At 40.4% G+C, this 23,569-nt stretch carries 16 protein-coding genes; 10 read left to right on the forward strand and 6 right to left on the reverse strand.

All coding sequences use genetic code 11. The features are described 5' to 3' along the window. The 4 genes from GD597_RS14190 to GD597_RS14205 all read left to right on the forward strand — a co-directional run bounded on the left by GD597_RS14190 (nucleotide 1) and on the right by GD597_RS14205 (nucleotide 3,962). On the forward strand, nucleotides 1–1,047 hold the full coding sequence (locus tag GD597_RS14190) for a glycosyltransferase family 4 protein (RefSeq protein WP_171608540.1): 1,047 nt from the start codon (nucleotides 1–3) through the stop codon (nucleotides 1,045–1,047). A gap of 273 nt (nucleotides 1,048–1,320) precedes the next feature. Further along, complete coding sequence (locus GD597_RS14195; RefSeq protein WP_171608541.1) at nucleotides 1,321–2,535, forward strand: DegT/DnrJ/EryC1/StrS family aminotransferase; 1,215 nt, start codon at nucleotides 1,321–1,323, stop codon at nucleotides 2,533–2,535. 23 nt (nucleotides 2,536–2,558) lie between these two features. After that, nucleotides 2,559–3,161 (forward strand): sugar transferase, encoded by a 603-nt coding sequence (locus GD597_RS14200; RefSeq protein WP_171608542.1) that lies wholly within the window; start codon nucleotides 2,559–2,561, stop codon nucleotides 3,159–3,161. A gap of 48 nt (nucleotides 3,162–3,209) precedes the next feature. Beyond that, nucleotides 3,210–3,962, forward strand: a complete 753-nt coding sequence (locus tag GD597_RS14205; RefSeq protein WP_171608543.1) for a tyrosine-protein phosphatase — start codon at nucleotides 3,210–3,212, stop codon at nucleotides 3,960–3,962. A 320-nt stretch (nucleotides 3,963–4,282) separates the two neighbouring features. Here the strand turns inward: GD597_RS14205 and ychF are convergent, their stop codons facing one another. Then, nucleotides 4,283–5,380 (reverse strand): redox-regulated ATPase YchF, encoded by a 1,098-nt coding sequence (ychF, locus tag GD597_RS14210; RefSeq protein ID WP_171608544.1) that lies wholly within the window; start codon nucleotides 5,378–5,380, stop codon nucleotides 4,283–4,285. A 151-nt stretch (nucleotides 5,381–5,531) separates the two neighbouring features. On the opposite strand from ychF, the gene GD597_RS14215 reads away from it, so the two are divergent. Then, nucleotides 5,532–6,770 (forward strand): nucleoside recognition domain-containing protein, encoded by a 1,239-nt coding sequence (locus GD597_RS14215; protein WP_171608545.1) that lies wholly within the window; start codon nucleotides 5,532–5,534, stop codon nucleotides 6,768–6,770. 203 nt (nucleotides 6,771–6,973) lie between these two features. Further along, nucleotides 6,974–8,566: a flavin monoamine oxidase family protein gene (locus tag GD597_RS14220; protein ID WP_171608546.1), complete on the forward strand. Its 1,593-nt coding sequence runs from the start codon at nucleotides 6,974–6,976 to the stop codon at nucleotides 8,564–8,566. A 121-nt stretch (nucleotides 8,567–8,687) separates the two neighbouring features. On the opposite strand, the gene GD597_RS14225 is transcribed toward GD597_RS14220, so the two are convergent. Together GD597_RS14225 and GD597_RS14230 are read right to left on the reverse strand one after the other, a co-directional pair. Further along, entirely contained in the window at nucleotides 8,688–10,667 is a 1,980-nt protein-coding gene (locus GD597_RS14225; protein WP_171608547.1) for a M56 family metallopeptidase, read from the reverse strand. A 6-nt stretch (nucleotides 10,668–10,673) separates the two neighbouring features. Then, on the reverse strand, nucleotides 10,674–11,060 hold the full coding sequence (locus tag GD597_RS14230; RefSeq protein WP_235954301.1) for a BlaI/MecI/CopY family transcriptional regulator: 387 nt from the start codon (nucleotides 11,058–11,060) through the stop codon (nucleotides 10,674–10,676). 453 nt (nucleotides 11,061–11,513) lie between these two features. Between GD597_RS14230 and metG the strand changes: the two genes are divergently transcribed. The 4 genes from metG to GD597_RS14250 all read left to right on the forward strand — a co-directional run bounded on the left by metG (nucleotide 11,514) and on the right by GD597_RS14250 (nucleotide 18,499). Further along, nucleotides 11,514–13,679, forward strand: a complete 2,166-nt coding sequence (gene metG / locus GD597_RS14235; RefSeq protein ID WP_171608548.1) for a methionine--tRNA ligase — start codon at nucleotides 11,514–11,516, stop codon at nucleotides 13,677–13,679. Between the two features lie 412 nt (nucleotides 13,680–14,091). After that, nucleotides 14,092–16,470 (forward strand): 3-hydroxyacyl-CoA dehydrogenase/enoyl-CoA hydratase family protein, encoded by a 2,379-nt coding sequence (locus GD597_RS14240; RefSeq protein WP_171608549.1) that lies wholly within the window; start codon nucleotides 14,092–14,094, stop codon nucleotides 16,468–16,470. Between the two features lie 316 nt (nucleotides 16,471–16,786). Next, complete coding sequence (locus tag GD597_RS14245) at nucleotides 16,787–17,182, forward strand: hypothetical protein (protein ID WP_171608550.1); 396 nt, start codon at nucleotides 16,787–16,789, stop codon at nucleotides 17,180–17,182. 3 nt (nucleotides 17,183–17,185) lie between these two features. After that, a complete protein-coding gene (locus tag GD597_RS14250; protein ID WP_171608551.1) occupies nucleotides 17,186–18,499 on the forward strand; it encodes a hypothetical protein in 1,314 nt (437 codons plus the stop codon). A 121-nt stretch (nucleotides 18,500–18,620) separates the two neighbouring features. Here GD597_RS14250 and GD597_RS14255 read toward each other — a convergent pair whose 3' ends face one another. The 3 genes from GD597_RS14255 to GD597_RS14265 form a co-directional block, all read right to left on the reverse strand. Beyond that, complete coding sequence (locus GD597_RS14255) at nucleotides 18,621–19,403, reverse strand: hypothetical protein (RefSeq protein ID WP_171608552.1); 783 nt, start codon at nucleotides 19,401–19,403, stop codon at nucleotides 18,621–18,623. A gap of 223 nt (nucleotides 19,404–19,626) precedes the next feature. Further along, on the reverse strand, nucleotides 19,627–21,537 hold the full coding sequence (locus GD597_RS14260; RefSeq protein WP_171608553.1) for a DUF3857 domain-containing protein: 1,911 nt from the start codon (nucleotides 21,535–21,537) through the stop codon (nucleotides 19,627–19,629). Then, nucleotides 21,537–23,552, reverse strand: a complete 2,016-nt coding sequence (locus tag GD597_RS14265; RefSeq protein WP_171608554.1) for a DUF3857 and transglutaminase domain-containing protein — start codon at nucleotides 23,550–23,552, stop codon at nucleotides 21,537–21,539. Before GD597_RS14265 ends, GD597_RS14260 begins: the two co-directional genes overlap by 1 nt. Nucleotides 23,553–23,569 lie beyond the last annotated feature (17 nt).

The raw sequence follows: 23,569 nt of genomic DNA on the forward strand, positions 1-23,569 counted from the left end.
ATGACTGCTAACGGGCAACCTATATTGGTAATTGGTTTGTTTAATAAGCCGGCAGATGCGGAGCACCGTTATCTTACGGCCACAGAACAAATGGCGCAGCTTTTTGAGAAAAATAGTATAGCTGTCATTACCACATCTGCCAGTCAGGGAAAATTATTGCGGTTAATAGATACTGTTTATACCATCATTAAAAACCGGGCTCAGTTTTCTATGGCCATTGCGCCTTTATTTGGTACCAGGCCCAGCTTTATATGGCAGGAAATAGCTACGCGTTTATTAAAGCTGTTTCATAAAAAAATTATACTGGTAGTGCATGGCGGTTCAATACCAGAGCGCATGCAAAAAAATGCCGCTCCGTTTTTAAAGGCACTTCGCAGGGCAGATGTTGTGGTTTGTCCTTCGCCCTACATGCAACATGTTTTGGCACAATACCATATTACAACAGTGCTCATAGAAAATGTGCTGCCGTTGAACGAGTATTTGTTTTATCCCCGTCAGCATCTTAGCCCCAGAATTATCTGGATGCGTTCTTTTGAAGACACCTATAACCCTTTAATGGCAGTACGTATGGCTGCTTTGCTGGCTAAAAAATATCCTGATTTTGCCATGGTTATGGCAGGCAGGGATGATGGTATGCTGTCTCAAACAAAGGCACTGGCTGCGCAACTTGGGGTGATAGAAAAAATTAGTTTCCCCGGTTTTATACAACTGTCTCAAAAGCAGGAATATGCCCGCACCTATGATATTTATATTTGCACCAACCGTATTGATAATGCCCCAGTTTCCATTATAGAATTTATGGCCATGGGTGTGCCGGTGGTGGCAGTTAAAACAGGGGGCATCCCTTATTTAATTACAGATAATGTGAATGGCTGTTTGGTAATGCCCGATGATGAAAAAGCAATGGCAGAAAAAATTGATATGCTTATTAACAACCCGGAATTGTGTAAGCATATTTGCGCTAATGCCCATACCTATTCCAGAAATTATGATGAAGCACTGGTGCTGCAAAAATGGAGTACTGTTTTACAGTTAAATAGGCCATAATGTGGTTACCAGCTGCGGAATGCTATATGGCTTTACTTGCGTCGCACACTGCGGCGACGGGTCAATGCCGGGCAGGGGGGAATTGTGAATTGTGAGTTGTGAGAGGTGAGTTGTAGGTGGGTTCATTAATTATAAAAAAAGGAACACTTACTCCCCATTCACCACTCACCATTCCCTTGCTGCCTCAAGTATCAGGAGTACAAGAGTGCGACGCAACGGATGTTTAATGGCATAGATGCAGTTGGGCTCCAAAAAACTATTATAAACAATACTATGAAAATACCTTTTTCGCCACCTTACATAGACCAGGATATTATTGATGAAGTAACCCATACTTTAGAAAGTGGCTGGATTACTACCGGTCCAAAAGTGAAATTGCTGGAAGAAGAAACCGCCATGTATAGCGGGGTGGAAAAAGCGGTGGCGGTAAATTCTGCCACATCGGCAATGATGCTGGTACTGCACTGGATGGGCATTACACGTGGCGATGAAGTGATTTTACCGGCATATACTTATTGCGCCACCGCACTGGCTGCCATGCATATTGGTGCAACACCGGTAATGGTAGAAATTGGCCCCGATTTTAATATAGATCCGCAGGCAATTAAAAAGGCTATTACCCCTAAAACAAAAGCCATTATTGCGGTTGATTTGGGTGGCTGGCCCTGTGATTATGAAGCCATTTATGCAGTATTGGCTGCCAATGAAATACAGCAAATGTTCGCACCTGCCTCGCCACAACAAAAGCAATTGGGTAGAATTTTGGTGATGAACGATGCAGCGCATTCTTTAGGGGCAAGATATAATCATCATCCGGTAGCCAAAGCGGCCGATATTACTGTATTTTCTTTGCATGCGGTAAAAAATGTAACCTCCGCCGAAGGGGGTATTATTTGCCTTAACCTGCCAGCACCATTTGATAATAACGCTGTGTATGCCACCATGAAATTGTGGAGTATGAACGGACAAACAAAAGATGCGCTGGCAAAATCTACCGCAGGTGGCTGGCAATATGATATTGTTTATCCCGGCTTTAAATTGAATATGCCCGATGTGCTGGCGGCTATTGGTTTGGCGCAGTTAAGAAAATATATTGCCACGCTGCATGCCGAACGTAAACGGGTGGTGGAGTTGTATCATAGTTTATTTAAAGGGAAAAACTGGGCCATTTTGCCTGCTTTTGAGCGGGTGGGTACCGTACCTTCTTACCATTTGTATTTGTTGCGGATAGAAGGTGCCAATGAACAGCAACGCAACCAAATAATCAATAAAATTGCAGAGGCAGAAGTTAGCGTAAACGTGCACTTTACGCCTTTGCCTATGCTGGCCGTTTTCAAGGAAAAGGGATACGATATTGCCAATTACCCAATTGCCTATCAGCAATATGCCAATGTAATTACTTTGCCGGTTTACCCGCAGCTTACCACAGCCCAAATTACTTATGTGGCCCAAACGGTTATTGAAGCAACTGAATCGGTTTTAGATTAACAGTAAATTAATTCTCTATTTACATGATTCGTTTATTGGACTGTTTACTCTCCCTGATTGGCCTGATTATTTTACTGCCATTTATGCTGCTGATTGGTATAATGGTAAAAATCAGCTCCAAAGGGCCTGTATTATTTGTACAGCAAAGGGTGGGCAGGCATAATAAGGATTTTGCTTTTTATAAGTTTAGAACCATGACCGTTTCAAACAACGAGCAACTGCAAATTACCGCCGGAGCCAATATTAGCCGTATTACCAAAGTAGGCGCATTTTTGCGAACCTATAAACTGGATGAATTGCCCCAGCTTTTTAATGTATTAATAAATGATATGAGCTTTGTTGGTCCGCGCCCCGAAGTGCGGCGTTATGTAAACCTGTACACCCCCGAACAACAAAAAGTGTTAGCTATAAAACCGGGCATTACAGATTATGCTTCCCTGGCTTTTTATAATGAACAGGAATTGTTGGCCACACAATCCAACCCCGAAGCATATTATATCAATACCATTATGCCGCAAAAAATTCAACTTAATATGCAATATGTGCGCAACCAAACAATGGCCAGTTATTGCAGGGTTTTGTATTTAACCATCAGGGCATTTTTTGGGGGTGGGGGCAAAAAATAAGTATGTTATTCTACAATTTACAACATAGCTCATCCAGTATCTTTGCGTATGTTTTCATTCTTTAAGTCGAAACCTGTAACACCAGACCTCTCTTTTATTGGCGCAGATATGCATTCGCACCTGCTGCCCGGGCTGGATGATGGACTAAAAACAGTAGAAGAATCTGTTGCATTTATTGGTCAGCTGGCGCAAATGGGTTATCGTAAACTTATTTGTACGCCGCATATTATTGCAGATATTTACCCCAATTCACCTGCCACCATATTGCCAAAGCTGGAATTGGTAAGGGCTGCTCTAAAAGAAAATAATATACCGGTAACCATTGAAGCTGCTGCAGAATATATGGTAGATCTGGAAATGGAAAAGTTGGTTACCGGCGGAAGCGAATTACTTACGTTGGGTAAAAATCTTATCCTTATCGAAATGTCTTATGTTGGTGCTTCGCCTAATATGGAGCGTACAATTTTTCAGCTAAGAATGCGTGGTTTACAGCCTGTGCTGGCCCACCCCGAGCGTTATGTATTTTACCATAACGATTTTAGCGCTTACCAGCGGCTGGCCGATATGGGTTGCCTGATGCAAATTAATTTACTTTCCCTGGCAGGTTATTATGGCAAGTCCATAAAATTGGTTGCCGAAAAGCTTGTTCAACGCCAAATGGTTGATTTGCTGGGCACCGATATGCACCATGGAAAACATATGGCCGCCCTGCAACAGTTAGCGTCAACCAAAGAATTTTATACTATGTTTAAAGATGTTAACATTCGCAATAAGGCCTTGTTATTAAAAGAAGATGAATAAGCATTTTAGCTTGTAATTGTTGTAACCCGGCAGTTGCAAGTACTGCAGCCTTACTTGCGTCGCACTCTTGTACGCCTGTAATACTTTGCAGCAGGGCCTGATGGGTAAATAGTAAAATATAGGCCTGCCATATTTTTTCACCACTCACCACTCACCACTCAGCACACCCAACTCACCAGCCCACCATTGCCCCGAAGGCCGCAGTGTGCGACGCAAGCGCAGATGAATAGCTAGTCAGCAGTTGGGCTCATAAAAATATCTATAATAAAAAAGCCGCTTTTGAAAAACAAAGCGGCTTTTTTATGTGTTAAAGTGGGCAATTATACATTAAACCTAAAGTGCATAATATCGCCATCTTCTACCAGATAATCTTTACCCTGTACCGCCAGCTTACCCGCTTCGCGACAGGCAGCTTCAGATTCGTACTTTAAAAAATCGAGGTATTTAATCACTTCTGCCCGTATAAATCCTTTCTCAAAATCGGTATGAATAACACCCGCTGCCTGTGGTGCCAGCATGCCCTTGGTGATGGTCCAGGCACGTACTTCCTGCACGCCGGCAGTAAAATAAGTGGCCAGGTTAAGTATGCGGTAAGTAGATTTAATTAAGCGGGCAACACCACTTTCGTGTAAGCCCATATCCTCCAGAAACAGCTGCCTGTCTTCAAAGCTTTCCATAACGGCAATCTCACTTTCAATTTCGGCGCTTACCAGCAATATTTCGGCATTTTCATCTTTAATGGCTTCCATTAAGGCCTCGGTATGTTTGTTGCCATTTACCACCGATTTCTCATCTACGTTACACACATAAATTACCGGCTTTACGGTTAGCAAAAACATATCGTTTATAAACTTCTCTTTATCCTCTTTACTCACCTCAAAAGAGCGGGCATTTTTACCTTGTTCCAGGTGCTTTTTTAAATTGCGTAATACGTCTAAAGCAGCGGCAGCATCTTTATCCGTTTTAGCCATTTTTTCGCACTTATTTATTTTCTTATCAACGCTGTCAAGGTCTTTTAACTGTAGTTCGGTATCAATAATTTCTTTATCGCTTACCGGGTTAATGCGGCCATCCACGTGAATTACATTGTCATCATCAAAGCAGCGTAATACGTGAATAATGGCATCAGTAGCCCTGATATTACCCAGAAACTGGTTGCCCAATCCTTCGCCCTTACTGGCGCCTTTTACCAAACCGGCAATATCTACAATTTCTACGGTGGTAGGTACTACTTTATTGGGTTTTACTAATTTTTCCAAAGCAATTAAACGTTCATCGGGAACGGTAATCACACCCACATTGGGTTCAATGGTACAAAATGGAAAATTGGCTGCCTGTGCCTTTGCATTACTTAATGCATTAAACAAGGTAGATTTTCCAACGTTGGGTAAACCAACAATACCTGCTTGTAAAGCCATACTTTATAATTAAATGGTTATTTCCGCTTTTGGCCTGTGGCCTTTATTTCGGCGCAAAAGTAGTATTGCAACCGCTAAATTGGATATTTTTTTGCCGTACAGCCTGCGCACACCCAAAAACCTTACTTTTATAGCAAACAACTTTCAGGGTATGGCTTTAAATATTGTTTGGGTGGCTTTTATATTAATTGCGTTTATTATTGCCGTTATAAAGTTTGTTGTACTGGGCGATACCACTATTTTTAAAACCCTGGTAGATGGCATTTTTGATGCGTCTAAATCATCGGTTTTAGATGTTGCTTTTCCGCTGGCAGGCTCTATGGTATTCTTTCTGGGTTTAATGAATATTGCCGAAAAAGCCGGTGCTATTAACTGGCTGGCCCGCCGTTTAAGTCCGTTTATGAAAAGATTGTTCCCCGGCGTTCCTCAGGATCATCCCGCCATGGGCGAAATGGTAATGAACTTTAGTGCCAATATGCTTGGCCTGGATAATGCCGCCACCCCTTTCGGACTAAAAGCCATGCAAAGTCTGGAAACTTTAAACCCCGAAAAGGGTACCGCCACCAATGCACAAATTATGTTTTTGGTGCTGCATACCAGTGGGTTAACTGTAATACCCCTAACCATCATCACCTACCGGCTGGGTGCCAACTCGGCCGATGCTACCAGCGTTTTTATTCCTTGTGTGTTGGCTACGGTTTGTGCAACTTTGGCATCAATTATTATTACTGGCAGTATTCAAAAAATAAAATGGGATAAAGTATTATTGCTCTGGATGCTTAGCCTGCTCAGCTTTGTAGGTCTTTTATTGTTTTTTATTCAAAGTTTGCCGCCCGAAGCAAAAACAACATTTAGCAGTGCCGCAGGTAATTTTATACTCTTATTAATTGTGGTAACCATTATTGCAGGTGGCGCTTATAAAAAAGTATCGGTTTTCGATGCGTTTATCGAAGGCGCCAAAGAGGGCTTTAACGTAGTTATAAAAATTATACCTTATCTGGTGGGTATGTTGGTGGCCATAAGGGTTTTTAGAGAAAGTGGTGCGCTGGGCTATTTAACAGATGGTATTGCCTATCTGTTGCAGTTAACCGGTATAAATACCGAATTTGTGCCTGCACTGCCTGTAGCCATTATGAAACCCTTTAGCGGTAGCGGTTCCCGCGGACTAATGTTGGATATTTTTGCCAATCCACTTTATGGTCCCGATTCTTTTGTAGGCAAACTGGCCAGTACTTTTCAGGGTAGTGCCGATACCACTTTTTATATTATTGCCCTGTATTTTGGCAGTGTAGGTATAAAGAAAGTTCGTTATGCGGTTTGGGCAGGTTTAATGGCCGATATGCTGGGGGTTATCGCCGCCATAATTATTGGGTATTACTTTTTTAAATAGGTACAATACAAAGTAAATATTTGTTTTATGTACCCGGCGCCATTGCATACATGTATCGCCGCTTGCCACGCTCGGTTCAGGGTTCCACTTTTATGGCAACTGAAACAGCCTGGGTAAAGTGCTGATACTTTCAACCAAAACAATTAATACAGCTAGCTTATTCAACAACCGGATTTTACATTTTATAAGCAAATTAATTTTATATGCCTGGTTTACACCGTTCCATAAAAGGCAATGCGCTGGCACAGTTAAGGCGTATGTTCCAAATCGCTTTGCAACAGGAAGAAGCAACTGGCTCACCCAAAGAACATCATTACCCCGAATTAAACCGGCGCAGCTTTTTAGCGCAATCAGCAAAAGCGGCTGCCGCAATTGCCGCAGCCGGCATCTATCAATCTTGTGCGGTGCCACAACCTGCTTCGCAACCTTCTATAGCTATTATTGGTGCAGGTATTGCCGGTTTGCATGCGGCTTATATTTTAAAAAAAGCTGGATACAAATCTTATGTGTACGAGGGTAGTCCCAGAGTGGGCGGACGCATCATGTCAGTAAATAATATGATGGGCGAGGGGTTATGGACAGAAATGGGCGGCGAGTTTATTGATAGTACCCATACCGAAATGATTAACCTGGCCAGCCATTTTAACCTGCCCTTGCTGGACAGGATGGCCCCGAGCGAAGAAGGACTGGCAGAATTTGCCTATTATTTTAATGGCACGCATTATCAGTTGCCGGATGTACTGGAAGCATTACGCCCTTATACCGTTCAAATACAAAAGGATATTAATAGTTTGTCTGAGGAAATATCTTTTAAAAAACATACAGCTGCCGATATAAGGCTGGATAATATGTCTATTATGCAATACGTAGACAGCCTGGGCATAACCGGCTGGCTGCGTGAATTAATTTATACCAGTTATACCTGTGAATATGGTATGGAAGCTACAGAGCAATCGGCTATTAGCTTTTTAGCTGTATTTGAACCAGGGGATGGAAGCTCTTATAAATTATATGGGGATAGTGATGAACGCTTTTCTATTATTGGAGGCAACCTAAGCTTATGCGAGGCCCTGGCTGCCGAATTAAAAGACGATTTGCTTCCCGGCCATTTTTTAAGATCCATAAAATTAAATGCCGATAAGAGTTACCAGCTTAGTTTTAAAATTACAGGGGCGGGTAATATTGGTGCCAAAGCAGATATTCTGCTGATAGCAATTCCATTTACAGTATTGCGCGAAATAGACATTCAGGTACCCTTACCCGATTGGAAACGCAATGTGATAAATAACCTGGGCTATGGCAGTAATTCAAAATTGTTTATTGGGGTAAATGAAAGGGTATGGCGTAAACAGGGCTACGCCAGCTATGCATTTGCAGATAATGGCCTGATGAATGGTTACGAAAATACCCAAATGCAAAACAATAACGAAGGTCCGGGTGGCTATACTATTTTCCCGGGCGGTAAGGCAGGTATAGAAGTGGGTAATATGGATATGGAAGTGGCTAAGAAAAAATATGTACAGGCATTAGATGGTGTGTTTCCCGGTGCAGCGGCACAGTTTAATAATAATTTTCAATTATGGAGCTGGCCCAATTATGTGTTTTCTAAAGCCAGTTATGTTTCATATAAAGTGGGGCAGTATACTACTATGGCTGGCAGCGAATTTACACCAGTAGATAATATGTATTTTGCCGGCGAACACTGCAGCTATGCGTTTCAGGGATTTATGAATGGCGGTGCAGAAACCGGCAGAAAAGCTGCTGAAATGATTATTGCCAAATTAAAATCTATTTAACAGGCTTTGGTAATATGTAATGTATTTACAGCTGCCTGTGGTGCCAGGCGTACAAGTGTGCGACGCAACCGGGCATCATTATTTATTGATAGCCGGGCTAATTAACTGCTTAATTCTTGTATTACTGGTACACTTCTACAGAGAGTTGATAGGTTTTTGTAACACCGTTATTGCCAGTAATTAAAACATTGATATGCTTAATATGGCTGGTGTCGTTTGCTGCATTATGCTTTACTATGATAACGGCAGATTGCAGGTTGTTGGATGAATCGTTGGCGGTATGATATGCTACTGATCTGATATTGTTATTAACCGCAGTTACACTACTTAAATAGGAGGGTTGGTTATAATTGAAGTGCGGTAAGGAGGGCATTTCTATATCAGATAAAACAGCAGGCTCTTCAGGTGCATCTTCCTCTAAAGCATCTTTTTCGTGAATTGCTTTTTGCCTTTGTTCTTCTATTTGCTGGCGGTTTAACTGTAATTGCTTGCTGTTCTTTAATTGCTCAGCCGCAGCTTTTATTTTTTCGTTAATACGCAACTTCTCGCCACTTACCTGTATAATTTGTCTGAATGCATCCTCAATAGCAGTTTCAATTTCTTTTTTATTGGAATTGCTGCTTTTATCTTTTTGCAGGTTATTCAACTCGGTGGCAGCTGCTTCCAGGTCTTTTTGAATGGCTTTAAAATCAATATTGGCTATCTCTGATTGTAATAATTGGCCCAGCTTTATTTTTTGTACCGGTTCATTGTCTGCATTGGCTGGATCTGTATTGGTTGCATCGGTAGTAATATCGATATTATTAAAGGCATTGGCAAAATCGAAACTTATTTGTTGCAGTACTTCGGCTGTTTTTGGTGTTATGGTGGTGAGTGCTTGTTGGGTGGCATCCAAAGCAGTTGGAATAGCTGCAAGAATGCTTTCAGATGCACTGGCAACGGCAGTATGTATTTCTTTTTTAATGGGGTCTGATAAAAAATATATAGGATTGAATAATGGATTATTTGCTTCGGCACTTAGCGGAGTAATACTGATGGTTTTTGCAACTGTATTTTCCTGTGTTGGGGCGGTATGGTTTTTAATGGTAGCAGGTTGTATCCAGGCCACGGTACACAACAAAATAGTAATTAGCATAAACGCCAATAACTGGTTGCGGTAATGGTGTTTTTTCTCTTGTTGCTGGTTTAGCATTCTTTTTACACGGGGTAATAAATCGCCTTTATTGCCATTGGCCTGCATAGCCATTGCCATACCTTTTTGTACATAGGCAATACGTAATAAGGCTTCGGCATACACTGCCGGTTTATATTGAAACTGTAATACCCAGTCGTCGCAGCTGTTTTCTCTTTCATTCCTAATGGTTTTGCCCAGTAATTGTACAAATGGGTTAAAGAATAAAATCATTTCTACAACCGTTTCAATCAGGTTAATCAGATAATCGGCCCTTTTAATATGCGCCAGTTCGTGTAATAGCAATGCCTCCAGCTGGGCGGTAGTTAAGTGGTTAATGCTGGCCACAGGCACCAGGATAATGGGTTTTAAAAATCCAATGGTTAGCGGACTATTTACTATAGCCGATAAATAGATCTTAACTTCTTTTTTTATGTTAAGCAATAAAGCATTGCGCTGTACAAATAAGCGGGTGGCGGCATCAGCTTTTTGCAGTCCGTTTTTGCGAATATTGCCCGTAGTATAATACACCCTTATAAAACGAAAACTTAAAAATACCAGCATGCTTAAATAGGCAAAAGATAAATAAGGCATTAATAATTCTGCCTTAACAGTAATGTATAAAATAACCTCTGCTACACTGTTAACACCAGGCGTACTCACCGTGTTTGCACTTTGAATAAGCCCGTTTGCAGTATTTTCAATAATGGTATTACTACAGTTTATATAGTAAAACTGTAGGGTAGCCATAAACCAGATAAAGCCTGCAAACTGCGCAGCAATAGCTACATAATACCTGGCCGCAGCAGTTAACAGGCGAATGCTGTTAATTAATTGTACCACTAGCCAAAGCAAGGCCATTTGCCACAAACTATTAGCAATGGCATAGCCCAGCGAATGTAAAAAAGCAGATTGCAACAGTGGCTGCATATACAGTTACTTTTGTTTTAAGTTATTTAGCATGGCTTGAATTTCTTCCAGTTCCTGCTCGCTGGGTTGCGAGGAGCCCAGTGCCTGCATTACCAGCTGCGATGCCGAACCGCCAAAAAGGGCATCTACCATTTTACCCAGCATTTGTTGCTGTGTTTTTTCTTTGTCTACATTGGCTTTGTAAATATGTGTTTTGCTGCTATCGTCTCTGGTAACCAACCCTTTTTCGTGCATTATCTGCAATAGTTTTAAGGTGGTGGTATAGCCGCTGTCTTTATAAACACTCAATACTTCATGTACTTCCCGTACGGTGGCGGCATCTTTTTCCCACAGTACCTGCAGTATCTCAATCTCACTTTCGGTGGGTTTTATTGGCTTATTATTCAACATCATACGATTTATTTCGTAGCAAAATACGAATTTAATCGTAAAGGTGCGGTTTTGGTTTTAGTTTTTAAAATTTCTTAACAACATATAGTACCGTTTATCATATTAACCGACCCTTTGCAGTTACATTCTTTTGATACCAGCTGCAGATTCTTATAGCATCCTGCTTGCGTCGCAATCCTTTCATCTCCATAACTTATGGCGGCTAAAAAATGCAAACGGCAATTAGCCAGGGGCTATGCACTTTGGGTGGTTATAAATGCCCCTTTCCCGGCAACAATTTGGGTAGCTTAATTACCCATCGTAATTCTTACATGCCGAATGCCTATTTTTGCAACCCCGTTTATGGCTTTGGCTATTGGTATTTTTTGCTGAATAGCATTGTTGCCGTACAAGTGAGTTACACAACCGCAGTACAACCGACAACAAAAGCCCGGACAATAAAAAATAGCAACATTTATGAGCACAACAGAAAATAATACGGATACAACCACCAACAGCCCATCTGCTGTAAAAAGATATTTAATTACATCGGCATTACCCTATGCCAATGGTTTAAAGCATATTGGTCACCTGGCTGGTGCCTACCTGCCGGCAGATATTTATGTGCGATACCTGCGGGCCCGGCAGCGGGATGTGGTATTTGTATGCGGCAGTGATGAACATGGTACCGCTATTCCCATTCAGGCTGCCAAAGAAGGTACTACCGCAAGGTCAATAATAGACAAATACCATCCTATTATTCAGCAAAACTTTGCTGATCTGGGTATTTCGTTTGACATTTACCACCGCACCAGTGCTCCGCTGCACCACGAAACGTCTCAGGAATTTTTTACCCACCTAAACAATAATGGCGACCTGGAAATTATTGATAGCGAACAATATTTTGACGAAGAAGCCAATACTTTTTTGGCCGACCGCTATATAAAAGGTACCTGCCCCAATTGTGGTTACGAAAACGCATTTGGCGACCAATGTGAAAGATGTGGTACTTCGCTTAGTCCGGATATGCTGATTAATCCGGTAAGTACACTTAGTGGAAAAGCTCCCATAAAAAAAGCCACCAAACATTGGTACCTGCCATTAAACCGCCACGAACAATGGCTGCGCGAATGGATACTGGAAGAACATAAAAACGATTGGCGCACCAGCGTGGTGGGCCAGTGTAAAAGCTGGATTGATGGTGGTCTGCAGCCACGTGCTGTAACCCGCGACCTCGACTGGGGTATTCAGGTGCCCGTTGCAGGTGCCGAGGGCAAAGTGCTGTATGTTTGGTTCGACGCACCAATTGGCTATATCAGTGCCACCAAACAATGGGCATTGGATAATGATAAAGACTGGAAGCCATACTGGTATAATACAGATACCAAACTGGTTCATTTTGTGGGGAAGGATAATATTGTATTTCACTGTATTATTTTCCCGGTAATGCTAAAATTGCATGGCAATATCGTTCCAGCCAATGTGCCTGCCAACGAATTTATGAACCTGGAAGGAGATAAGATGAGTACCAGCCGCGGCTGGAGCATTGAAATGGACGATTATATTAACGATTGGATAAAAAAGGAAAATGGAGGGTCTCAATTGGCCGATACACTGCGCTACTATCTTACCGCTATTGCACCTGAAAGTAAAGACAGTGAATTTACCTGGAAGGGTTTTCAGGATGCCAATAACAGTGAACTGGTGAATATTTTTGGCAATTTTGTAAACCGTGCTTTTGTGCTAATGCATAAATTATGTAACGGTAAAGTGCCGCCTGTACACACCGCCCTGCTGGATGAAACCGATGAACAAATGATTGAAGCCATAAAACAGGCACCCCGTAAAATTGAACAGTTACTGGAAGAATATAAATTTCGTGATGCGCAGTTTGAAGTAATTGAACTGGCCAGGAAAGGTAACCAATACATGCAAAAAAAGGAGCCCTGGATTTTAGCCAAAAAATTAGCTGAGCAACCCGAACTGCAACAACAAATAGATAATTGCCTGCATATTTGTTTACAGCTTACAGCAAACCTGGCAATACTTATCAATCCATTTTTGCCATTTACAGCCAAAAAAATGCTGGGTATGCTTAAGGTGGTAGATAAAATGCTGGTTTGGGAAAATGCCGGTAAACTAAAATTGTTGAGTGTAGGTTATAGCTTGCGGGCACCAGAATTATTGTTTAGAAAAATTGAAGACGAAGAAGTAAAAGCGCAAATAGAAAAACTACAAGCTGCCAGCAGCGCCAAGGCAACAGCGGCCGTTACGGCCCTGGAAACAGTGCCTGCTGCTGTTACGGCACCGGTAAAGCAAGAAATTGTTTATGACGATTTTGCTAAACTGGATATGCGTATAGGTACTATTGTGGAGGCCGTAAAAGTGCCCAAAGCCGATAAGTTATTGCAATTGCAGGTAGACCTTGGTTTTGAAACACGCACCATTGTATCGGGTATTGCCATGCATTTTGCACCTGAAGATATAGTGGGCAAACAGGTTACCGTTGTGGTAAACCTGGCACCCCGTAAAATGCGTGGTATAGAAAGCAATGGCATGATTCTAATGGCCGAAGATGCGCAAGGTAAACTGCATTTTGTAAATCCCGAAACAGCTATTAATGCCGGGGCAGGTGTAAGTTAAACAACAAATAATTGTATAGTCAATAGCCGGATGATACATCTGGCTATTTTTTTGTTACCGGCTGCTGATAAATAATGAAGCTTTACTTGCCACGCTCGGTTCGGGGTTCACCCTTTGTAGCGGCAAAAATTTGGAGTGGCCAGGATGCAGGTTATTCCACTAGTTTAAACAGTTATATTGCCATTTTGAATGGATGCAGGTAAAACCCTTGAAAAGCCGTTTTGAATTGTACAAAATTTACAATTCTTTTATTTCGCCGGGTAGCAAAAAAAATTACCTTCGGTACTCAAAATTAGTTGCATAACTAACTATTTTTGCTGAGTATAGTTCTAACCGTACAAGAGTGCGACGCAAGAGAAGCTAAATAGTATTCCTGTAGTCGGGCTACAACCATTCATTTCAAAATTTTTGTATGAAACGCACAATTAAAAAAGTGGCTGTATTGGGTAGTGGGGTAATGGGTTCTCGTATTGCCTGTCATTTTGCAGGTATTGGTGTACAGGTATTATTGCTGGATATTGTACCCAAAGATGTTGCCGCAGATGCTGCGCCTGCCGCAAAAAATAAAATTGTAAACGATGCCTTGCAGGCCGCGGTAAAAAGCAACCCCTCGCCATTGTATAGTAAAACTGCATTGAAGTTTATTAGCACCGGCAACTTTGACGATAATATGAAAGATATTGCCACCTGCGATTGGATTATTGAGGTGGTGGTAGAGCGTTTAGACATAAAGCAACAGGTATACGAAAAGGTAGAATTGTATCGTAAACCCGGTACTTTAATTACTTCGAATACTTCGGGTATACCTATTAATATGTTGGGTACAGGCCGCAGCGACGATTTTAAAAAGCATTTTTGCGGCACCCACTTTTTTAACCCACCCAGGTATTTGCGTTTACTGGAAATTATTCCTACCGTAGATACAGATGCTGCCGTAGTGGATTTTTTGATGCATTACGGAGATGTGTTTTTGGGTAAAACCACCGTGTTAGCAAAAGATACACCAGCTTTTATTGCCAACCGTATTGGGGTTTTTGGTATTATGGCCATTTTTAACAGCATGCAGCAATTAGGCCTAAGTATAGATGAAGTAGAAGCGTTAACGGGTCCAATAATTGGCAGGCCAAAGTCTGCAACATTTCGCACTGCAGATGTGGTGGGGATTGATACCCTGGTTAAAGTAGCCAAAGGTGTTGCAGCCAACTGCCCGGCAGATGAAGCAAAAGCTTTATTTGCTATACCTACCTGGTTAGATACCATTACCGCCAATAATTGGTTGGGCGATAAAACCGGTCAGGGCTTTTTTAAGAAAACCAAAGGGGCAGGTGGCGAAAAGGAAATTCTTACGTTAAACCTGCAAACCATGGAATATGGGCCGCGGCAAAAACCAAAATTTGCTACGGTAGAAGCTGCTAAACCTATTGAAGATTTGAAATTAAGGTTAAAGGCCCTGGTGGCTGGACAGGACAAAGCGGGAGAGTTTTTAAGACAGTTTCATTATGCTTTATTCTCTTATATTTCTCACCGTATACCAGAAATTAGTGAGGAACTTTACCGCGTTGATGATGCCATGATGGCGGGTTTTGGCTGGGAAATTGGTGCTTTTGAAAGCTGGGACACTTTAGGTGTAGCCAAAATGGTAGCTGCAATGAAAGCCGCTGGATATTCAGTTGCAAGCTGGGTAGATGATATGCTGGCAACAGGCGCTACCAGTTTTTACACTGTGCAAAATGGTAAAAAATTATTTTATGATATTGGCAGCCAAAGCTATAAAGCCTTGCCGGGTGGGGATGCCTTTATTATACTTAGCAATTATAAAGATAAAATTGTTTGGAAAAGCAGTGCTGCAGCAGTATACGATATTGGAGATGATGTACTGGGCCTGCAATGGAATACCAAGATGAATAGTATAGGCAGCGAAGTGCTGGAAGCTGTAAATAAAGGCATTGGCCTTGCCGAAAAGCAAGGCAAAGGATTGGTAATTGCCAATGATGGGGCCAATTTTAGTGCAGGCGCCAATGTGGGTATGATTTTTATGTTTGCCATTGAACAGGAATACGATGAACTGGATATGGCCATACGCATGTTTCAAAATACCATGATGCGGGTGCGTTATTCATCAGTACCAGTGGTGGTGGCACCGCATGGGCTAGCATTGGGCGGCGGTTGTGAAATGAGCCTGCATGCTGATAAAATTTGTGCTGCCGCTGAAACCTATATTGGATTGGTAGAATTGGGCATTGGCGTTATACCTGGCGGTGGTGGTACTAAAGAATTTGTGTTGCGTGCATCTGATGAAATGCATGAGGATGAACCAGAAACCATTACACTTAAAAACAGGTTTTTAAATATTGCCACAGCAAAAGTGGCTACATCGGGTTTTGAAGCATACGATATGGGTGTATTGCGTAAAGGCCACGATGAGGTAATTGTTAACCTGGGCCGCAGAATTGCAGCGGCAAAGAGTAGTGTTTTGTCATTGTATGAAGCTGGTTATACCACACCTGTACAACGTAAGGATATTAAGGTGCTGGGGCGTTCTGCATTGGGTGCATTGTATGCAGGTATTAATGGGATGCTTAAAGGCAATTATGCCACCGAACATGATGCAAAAGTCGCCCGTAAACTGGCTTATGTAATGTGTGGCGGAGATTTAAGCGAGCCTACAATGGTGAATGAGCAATACCTATTAGACCTAGAGCGGGAAGCCTTTCTTAGCTTATGCGGTGAACGCAAAACATTGGAACGCATACAGGCAGTTTTAAAAACCGGCAGACCAATTAGAAACTAATACACAATTCATTTGAGAATATACAGCGCTGGCCAATGGTTAGCGCTTTTTTTATGTATAATACTTTTATAATATATCCTTTTCTTTAATATGCTATTTATTGGTATGTTTTAAAAAGGTATGAAAGCTTATAGAATATTTCCCTGCTTGTTAACGGAAAGCTATTCATTTATTGTTTCCGTAAATTGAGGGATAGTTTATTGTGAACGTACTGTTTAGCCCACATTAATTTTTATATAAGATTTTTCAATACCGGCTATTCCATTGTGCAAAAAAACTAATAAGCTTAATATTGCGCACTCAACCTTCTGTGCCAATGCAATTTTCTTTATTTAAAAAATTGTTGTTTTATTTATCAATTACTGTGGCAGCAGTGGTAATAGTATTGTATTGGGTGCGCATGTATGCCCAGCATAATGAGATAGATGAACTACAGGATGTGTTAGTGCCAATTAAAAATAGCCTACCCGAAAATGCGCAAATTGCATTTGCTTCAAACCTGGATTCTGCTGAAAATCTGGAGCTCTACCTGAAAGCGCAATATGTAATGGTACCCTGTATTTTGTTATTGAAAGATACTAGTAAACAAAAGGAAACTTTGCTGATAATTGAACGTAAAAATGCAATTGTAAAAAAGCCGATAAATGTGGCAGATACATTGGTACTTGCTCAATCAAAACATTTTAGTGCTGGCTTGTATAAAAGAAAGTAAACCATGGTATTATTATTAATCATAGTTTTCTTTTTAATGCTTTTACTGGCGGGTATTTTAGTGGATGTAATGCTACCAGGTGTAAACAGTATACTTAAAATAATTATTGCAATAGCCTTTGCTTTTTCGGTTAGCAGTATACTGTTTGTTTTATCGGTTTTTTTGCAAATTGATTTTACCGTTTTTTTAGTTTGCTGGTGTATTGTGCTGATGGTGTTGATTTGGATGAATGCCCCCTTTATTAGGGCAGGCATAATTCAAAAAAATACTGGAAAGCAGGTTGTAAAAGCGCCTGTATTGCTGGCAGGGTTTGGTATATTAATAATTACCATTTTATTTACTGGTGTATCGGTGCGATGGGGTAGGTGGGATGCCTGGGCCATTTGGAATATGCACGCCAAATTTCTTACCTATCCGCAACATTTTGATAATTTATTCACCGGCAAAATATCATGGACGGCAGCTGATTATCCCCTAATGCTAAGCGGTTTTATTGCCATGTGGTGGAGGGCAATTGGCAATGCAGAACCAATAACACCTTCCGTGGTGGCCTATATAACTGCATTGGCTGTACCGCTTACCGTATTTGCCGGATTAATAAAGAAAAAGAAACTGGCACTACCGTTTTCAATATTGCTGCTTTTTGCTTTTGATGATGATTATATGCGACAGGCCGCATCTCAATATGCCGATAATCTTTTATCACTTTTTTACCTTTTGCCTTTTGTTTTATTACACCAAACCGAAAATTTGGATAAAGAGAAATATGTATTTATACTAATTGGCTTTTTTACCGCTGCCAGTGCCTGGATAAAAAACGAAGGCATCTTGTTTTTTCTTGTTTTTCTTGTTTTCTTTATTATTCAAAACCGCAACAACGTAAATAGAATAAAGTATTTTTTCGCCGGCTCTTTTTTGCCAGTTAGTATGCTGCTATTTTTTAAATTTTTGTATGCGCCGTCAAATGATATTATTGGCGCACAAAGCTGGCAGGCATTTCAACAACTTGCAAATGTAGACAGGTATATACTTACATTGAAATATTTTGCTAGCAGACTGTATAATCAAAAGTTTTTGGCAGTGCTGTTACTACTACTTACGGTATTGTTAAACAGAACCTATTTTTCAGGATTCGCCTGTAGGGTGTTGGGCATGGTTTTGCTGGGTTATTTTTTTATTTATATACTCACACCACATCCACTGGAGTGGCAATTATATACTTCTTGTAGCAGGGTGCTTACCCAAATATTTCCTGCAGTTATTTATACAATGGCCTATGAATTGTATGAACGCAGTTTGCGAAAAGAGTTAAGTTAAACACCTAAATGGAAATTGGTATTTTTTGGTTGCCGGCAGCAGATAAATAATGATGCTTTACTTGCCACGCTCGGTTCGGGGTTCCCCCTTTGTGGCAACAGTAATAATTAAAAATTGAGGTTTAGCTGCATGTTTTTTGTTTTCTTAGTTTGCTATCAGCTTCAGACCATAAATTATCTTTTACAAACCGGCCATTTTCTTTTTGCCGGGTGTAAAGCGTATTTGAGTTTTTTATTAAAAACTTCACCTGGCGTAACTGGCCATCCTGGTAATAATTGGAAAATACATTTAGTGTAAAATGATTGGAATTTGTATTAGTTACAGTAAATGCTTTTGTGCCCATTAACTCATAACAACCAACAAAGATTTGCTGTATAGCCGCAGCAGGTTTTTGAATGGAAATGGTATGGCTGGCTGTAATGGTTTCTTTAGGAATGTAGCCTGCAAATGCACACCTGGTAGAAGGCCTGTTGGCTATTCTGCTTCGGCTTTTTCGGTTAAAATCATTAAAGGCATAATCCAATTGTTGAACTTGCAGGGTATCTGTTTTTATAATATTCCCATTACTGTCAAAATATCTTTTAATGTGATTAAAGGTTAAAAGCAATGAGTTGTCTGTAGCGTCTGTCCCTTCTTCAAATGTTGTTTCTATAAATGGCTTTTTACTTAATGTAGGGTTGAGTATAATGGTATCGCCACTTTGTATCCATTGGCCTTTTTCGGTAAAAGGCTCCCATCTGTTAAAAGTTGGGTGTTGCTCTTTGCTGGTGTATAGAAATGTCGAGTCTGCATAAAAGCTTACCTGCATAGATGGCATGCCATTACCAAAGGCACCCGCAATACGTTCCTGTTGTGCATAACAAGTTGTGGTGCAGCATAATAGTATGATAAGGAGCTGTTTCATGTAATTGCCTATATAAATATAAATAACGACTATATAGTAATTGTATCAGGGAATATTTATACCAGATTATTTTATTTTTTTGAAAAAAAAAGAGCCCGGTTAAGGCTCTTATTTATTTTTTTTTGATAAGTGTATGGCTGTTTTGCTGCCACAGGGGGTGAACCCTGAACCGAGCGTGGCAAGTAAAGCTTAATAGAAGTTACAGGCCCCTGTTACCAAAAAGCTAGCTATCTTTTTTTACAAATACAATACGGTTACGATCGGCTTTATACATGGCTTCGTAATATTTTACCAGCTCAGTATAATCGGTGGCGGGGAATTGATTTTTATCGCATATTTCTGTGCGTACTAATTCTATTTTATTACCCTGCACTTTATAGCTGATGCTGTAGCTGCCAAACTTATTGTTTATGCTGGTATTTGCCGGAATGGCTTCGGGCGTATACCCTGCTGGTATGGTAATGCTAATGCTATCTATTTCTTTATAGGCATCGGCAATATATATGGGGTTAACCCTGGCAGAATCTTTTGATAATTTGGCGTTTGATTTATTAAATAAATTGGGCTGTATAAATAGCCGTTTACCCGAAACGGTGGCATAGGCGGTAGAGCTTATTTGCAGCAATTCATCGGCCGAAGGCATGATATCCTGGTGCTCGGTATAATCAAATTTTTCTACTTTGTAAGTAGGCAAATTAATGGCATTGTTTAAATATTTTTCGCGTATTTCTTTGCTTGCATCGTGAATGAGTGAATGAGGTAATTCTTCTTTTATACCAGTGAAATTGGTATTTACAGTGGCAGATAGGTCGCCGGTTTCGCTAATGGTGGCAATTACTTTTCTGATTTGTTGATTTTCTTTTGAGGTGTACCTGGGGGTACGTACCACATGCCCGCCATCATCGGCAATTAGCAATGCTTCCCGGTTACCGGTAAATGAACCCATAAAGCCTGCGGATTCTGTTTGGCTGGTACACTCCAGCCAGATGGTATCTTTACCGTTGGGTACACAACAAATGGCATGATTGAAATAGGGAGCCGGAAAATCATCTGTTAATCCATCATTTACTTTTTTACCAGAATTGATAAGTACATAATTAGCTTTGATACCAGCTTCTTTTAGGAGGCTTACCATAAAGTTGGACAGTGCTTTACAATCGCCATATTTATTGGTAGAAACTGAAGCTGCATCAAATGGTTGCCAACCGCTAATGCCAATAACAATATTGATATAACGGGTATTGGACTGCATGTATTTATACAGTGCTTTTATTTTTTCCTCTTTTGTATTTAACCCATTTACTATGCGGTGCACATCGTTTCGCACGTTTTCGGGTAGTGCATCCCTGTCTTTATTTAAGTCAATAACAAATTTTCCAAAGCTTTGCCAGCTACTCATATTGCCCTGGTAATTGCCATAGGTAAATTCTGTTGGCGCAATAAATACATTGGTAAATAATTCAAAAAAAGAAGGACTTAATGGTTCATAAACAACAGGAGGTTTATTACTGATTTCCCAGGTATAGGTACTGCCATTGGCATCATTTATAATGCGTGGTTTACCAGGGTATTGTATGGCTTTTATGCGCAGGTTATAATTGGGCGGTGTTTCTACAATAAATTTACTGTTTTGTACCCCGTAATAATAGTTTTTAAAGGGAAGCCAATAGGGTAAAAAGAAAATACTGTTATAGGTTTGTTCATCCTCGTATTCAATGGTATAGGGATATTGTTTCCAGTTGAAATTATGGCTTTTGGTACGATCATCCCTTATCAGGCTCATACCATCTCTTACAGCAACATCTTCAATATCTTTTTTCTTTACCGATTTTATTTTTTTGCCCATGGCATCATACAAATTGCCCGAGATATCAGACAAGTCTTCCATTTTATTGTATGAGTTGGAATACGCTGCATAATCATCCCCATCCTCGTTAAAAATGGTGATGGCATATTTATGCTGAATAATGGCTTTGCTATTTGATTTGATAATGATATGCAACTCTTCATATCGGGTAACAGCGTCTGCTTTTTTTGAGATGGAATCTGGTATTAGCTGTACATTATAATTTTGGGCCTGTACCATGCCGCCAATAGCAGACAGCAGAAGGGCCAGTATGATGTTGTTTCTCATTACTGAATTTTTTTAAATACAATCTGCTCTGCTTGTTTTTGTACCACGAAAGTGTAGAAATCCCTGAGTGTTTCATAATCTTCAGGTTCAAATAAGGCTTTTTTCAATACCAGTCTGCATCTTAATTGTATTTGGGTACTGCTGGCTGCAATAATATATTCAAACATGCCTTCATCTTCATTTAGTTTAATGCGGGCCGATTTAGGCAGCTCATCTATTTTATAACCTGCCGGTATTTCCATGTTCAATACATAGGTTTTATCCTCACGTGACAACATTTCTACCGGATAATACCTATTGGCCGCCGTAAAAGGGTTTGTTTTTTCGGCATCTGCCAATATCGGGTTAAAATAAATAATGTCTTCATCGTTGAAACCAAAGTTCATATCGTATTTTACAGTAATGGGCTCCTCATATATCTTTAAAGAGTCTATTTCTATATTGCTTAGTTCGGGCTCAATTGTAAAGCTCTTTTTTAGATCTTCCAGATAGGCTTCAGGTTTGGTTTTATAAAACAACTCCCGCATATCCATCGATTCAAAATTGCCATATTGCGTAGACACGGACGCAGATATTTTTTTGCCGTCGTTTATGGCAAAAACTGAGGTCATTTTCACTTCTGTAATTGAGTCGGATGATAATTCAACCAAAGCAGGGTAGGTATCAATTACACGTGCAGAATTATTGATATCGCGGCGCGGTAATTTTCCAAATCCAAGCCTGCTTTCACTTGCATCCAGTAAATAATATTGATCACCTATTTTTACCCGGCAAATCACATAATTGAACTTATTCAACAAAGGGTATACTTCATTTGAAAATCCATTATTCCTGGTACTTAACAAAGCCGGTGCCGCTTCAAAATTCAGGCGCTTTAAGGCGGCTACAAGCAACAAGTTAAGGTCTGCTACCGACCCACTCTTGGTATCATATACCTTTTTTAAAGTAGTGCTTACAAATATTGCACTATAATCCGTGCAGTTATAATTATCCCTGACATATTCATACACTTTTTTGGCTTTGGTATAATCATCTTTTGCACCAAGGGTTACCCGCTTTAAATCGTCGGCCAGAAAGCCATTATTGGCGGTAATGGCCATACCAAAATCTTCTCTTTTATTCAGCCTTTCTGTTGTTTTATACCAATCACTCATATATTCCTCAATATTCGATTCGGAATATTTAATGCGCTTTAGCTGAAACTCAATTCTTGAGCGGTAATTTTCAAGGCTGGTAATAAAACTCTGGGCTTTTAAAGCCGGTACATCTTTTATAGCCCATTTGGCAGTAATGGTAGCAGAATTAAGATTAAATGTTTCTGATCTTTCCGTGGTGCTAATGCTGCTGGTGCTAATGGAATAATGCCCATAGCCGGTTGAAGAAGTATCAACTGCGTAGGGCAGGTAGCCCTGTTTAATTAATACATAATCAAAAATATCATTGGGGATGGTTACCTCATATTCACTCCATAAGGCCGGAATATCCGATTGAAAATTCCAGGGTTGTAAATGCGTGTAAAAGGGGGAAATGATCGTATAACTATATTCAATAATACTACCTTCTTTTACATTAGGGAAGGTGAATTTTCTAACATTATAATGGTCGTTATATTTTTCTTTTAGCAGTGCCGATTTATCCAGTTTGGTAGCTACTACCTGACCATTTACTAAATTGTAAGTAGTTGCCTGCCAATCTTCTATACGTTCTTCAGTATTATTGCTGTAATAGAAGTAAAGTTCGATGGTGGCTTCATCAAATGCGCTTTTGTTTAAAATGCGCATTCTTTTGTGGTGGTTAAAGTGTAGTTCAAAATCACCTTTTCCACCGCCTTCAAAAGTAGATTTTCCTGCGTCTTTTAACACTATAGCATTTGCGTTGCTATCTAAACTGTAAATACTGGTAGCAAAGTCGGCAGGGGTTACATCTTCAAATTTGTTTTTATTATTTTTTTGTGCAGATACAGCAGATGCAAACACAAAAAACAAACTGATAATACTAACGCATTTTAATTTCATAAAGGGCGGTTTTTTAA

The sequence above is a fragment of the Limnovirga soli genome (genome assembly GCF_013106755.1).
GTDB lineage: Bacteria > Bacteroidota > Bacteroidia > Chitinophagales > Chitinophagaceae > Limnovirga > Limnovirga soli.

What these genes read in the sequence shown, in the direction of transcription:
- GD597_RS14190 (WP_171608540.1), top strand. Translation starts at nt 1, where the DNA reads ATGACTGCTAACGGGCAACCTATATTGGTAATTGGTTTGTTTAATAAG.
- GD597_RS14195 (WP_171608541.1), top strand. Translation starts at nt 1,321, where the DNA reads ATGAAAATACCTTTTTCGCCACCTTACATAGACCAGGATATTATTGAT.
- GD597_RS14200 (WP_171608542.1), top strand. Translation starts at nt 2,559, where the DNA reads ATGATTCGTTTATTGGACTGTTTACTCTCCCTGATTGGCCTGATTATT.
- GD597_RS14205 (WP_171608543.1), top strand. Translation starts at nt 3,210, where the DNA reads ATGTTTTCATTCTTTAAGTCGAAACCTGTAACACCAGACCTCTCTTTT.
- ychF (WP_171608544.1), bottom strand. Translation starts at nt 5,380, where the DNA reads ATGGCTTTACAAGCAGGTATTGTTGGTTTACCCAACGTTGGAAAATCT.
- GD597_RS14215 (WP_171608545.1), top strand. Translation starts at nt 5,532, where the DNA reads ATGGCTTTAAATATTGTTTGGGTGGCTTTTATATTAATTGCGTTTATT.
- GD597_RS14220 (WP_171608546.1), top strand. Translation starts at nt 6,974, where the DNA reads ATGCCTGGTTTACACCGTTCCATAAAAGGCAATGCGCTGGCACAGTTA.
- GD597_RS14225 (WP_171608547.1), bottom strand. Translation starts at nt 10,667, where the DNA reads ATGCAGCCACTGTTGCAATCTGCTTTTTTACATTCGCTGGGCTATGCC.
- GD597_RS14230 (WP_235954301.1), bottom strand. Translation starts at nt 11,060, where the DNA reads ATGATGTTGAATAATAAGCCAATAAAACCCACCGAAAGTGAGATTGAG.
- metG (WP_171608548.1), top strand. Translation starts at nt 11,514, where the DNA reads ATGAGCACAACAGAAAATAATACGGATACAACCACCAACAGCCCATCT.
- GD597_RS14240 (WP_171608549.1), top strand. Translation starts at nt 14,092, where the DNA reads ATGAAACGCACAATTAAAAAAGTGGCTGTATTGGGTAGTGGGGTAATG.
- GD597_RS14245 (WP_171608550.1), top strand. Translation starts at nt 16,787, where the DNA reads ATGCAATTTTCTTTATTTAAAAAATTGTTGTTTTATTTATCAATTACT.
- GD597_RS14250 (WP_171608551.1), top strand. Translation starts at nt 17,186, where the DNA reads ATGGTATTATTATTAATCATAGTTTTCTTTTTAATGCTTTTACTGGCG.
- GD597_RS14255 (WP_171608552.1), bottom strand. Translation starts at nt 19,403, where the DNA reads ATGAAACAGCTCCTTATCATACTATTATGCTGCACCACAACTTGTTAT.
- GD597_RS14260 (WP_171608553.1), bottom strand. Translation starts at nt 21,537, where the DNA reads ATGAGAAACAACATCATACTGGCCCTTCTGCTGTCTGCTATTGGCGGC.
- GD597_RS14265 (WP_171608554.1), bottom strand. Translation starts at nt 23,552, where the DNA reads ATGAAATTAAAATGCGTTAGTATTATCAGTTTGTTTTTTGTGTTTGCA.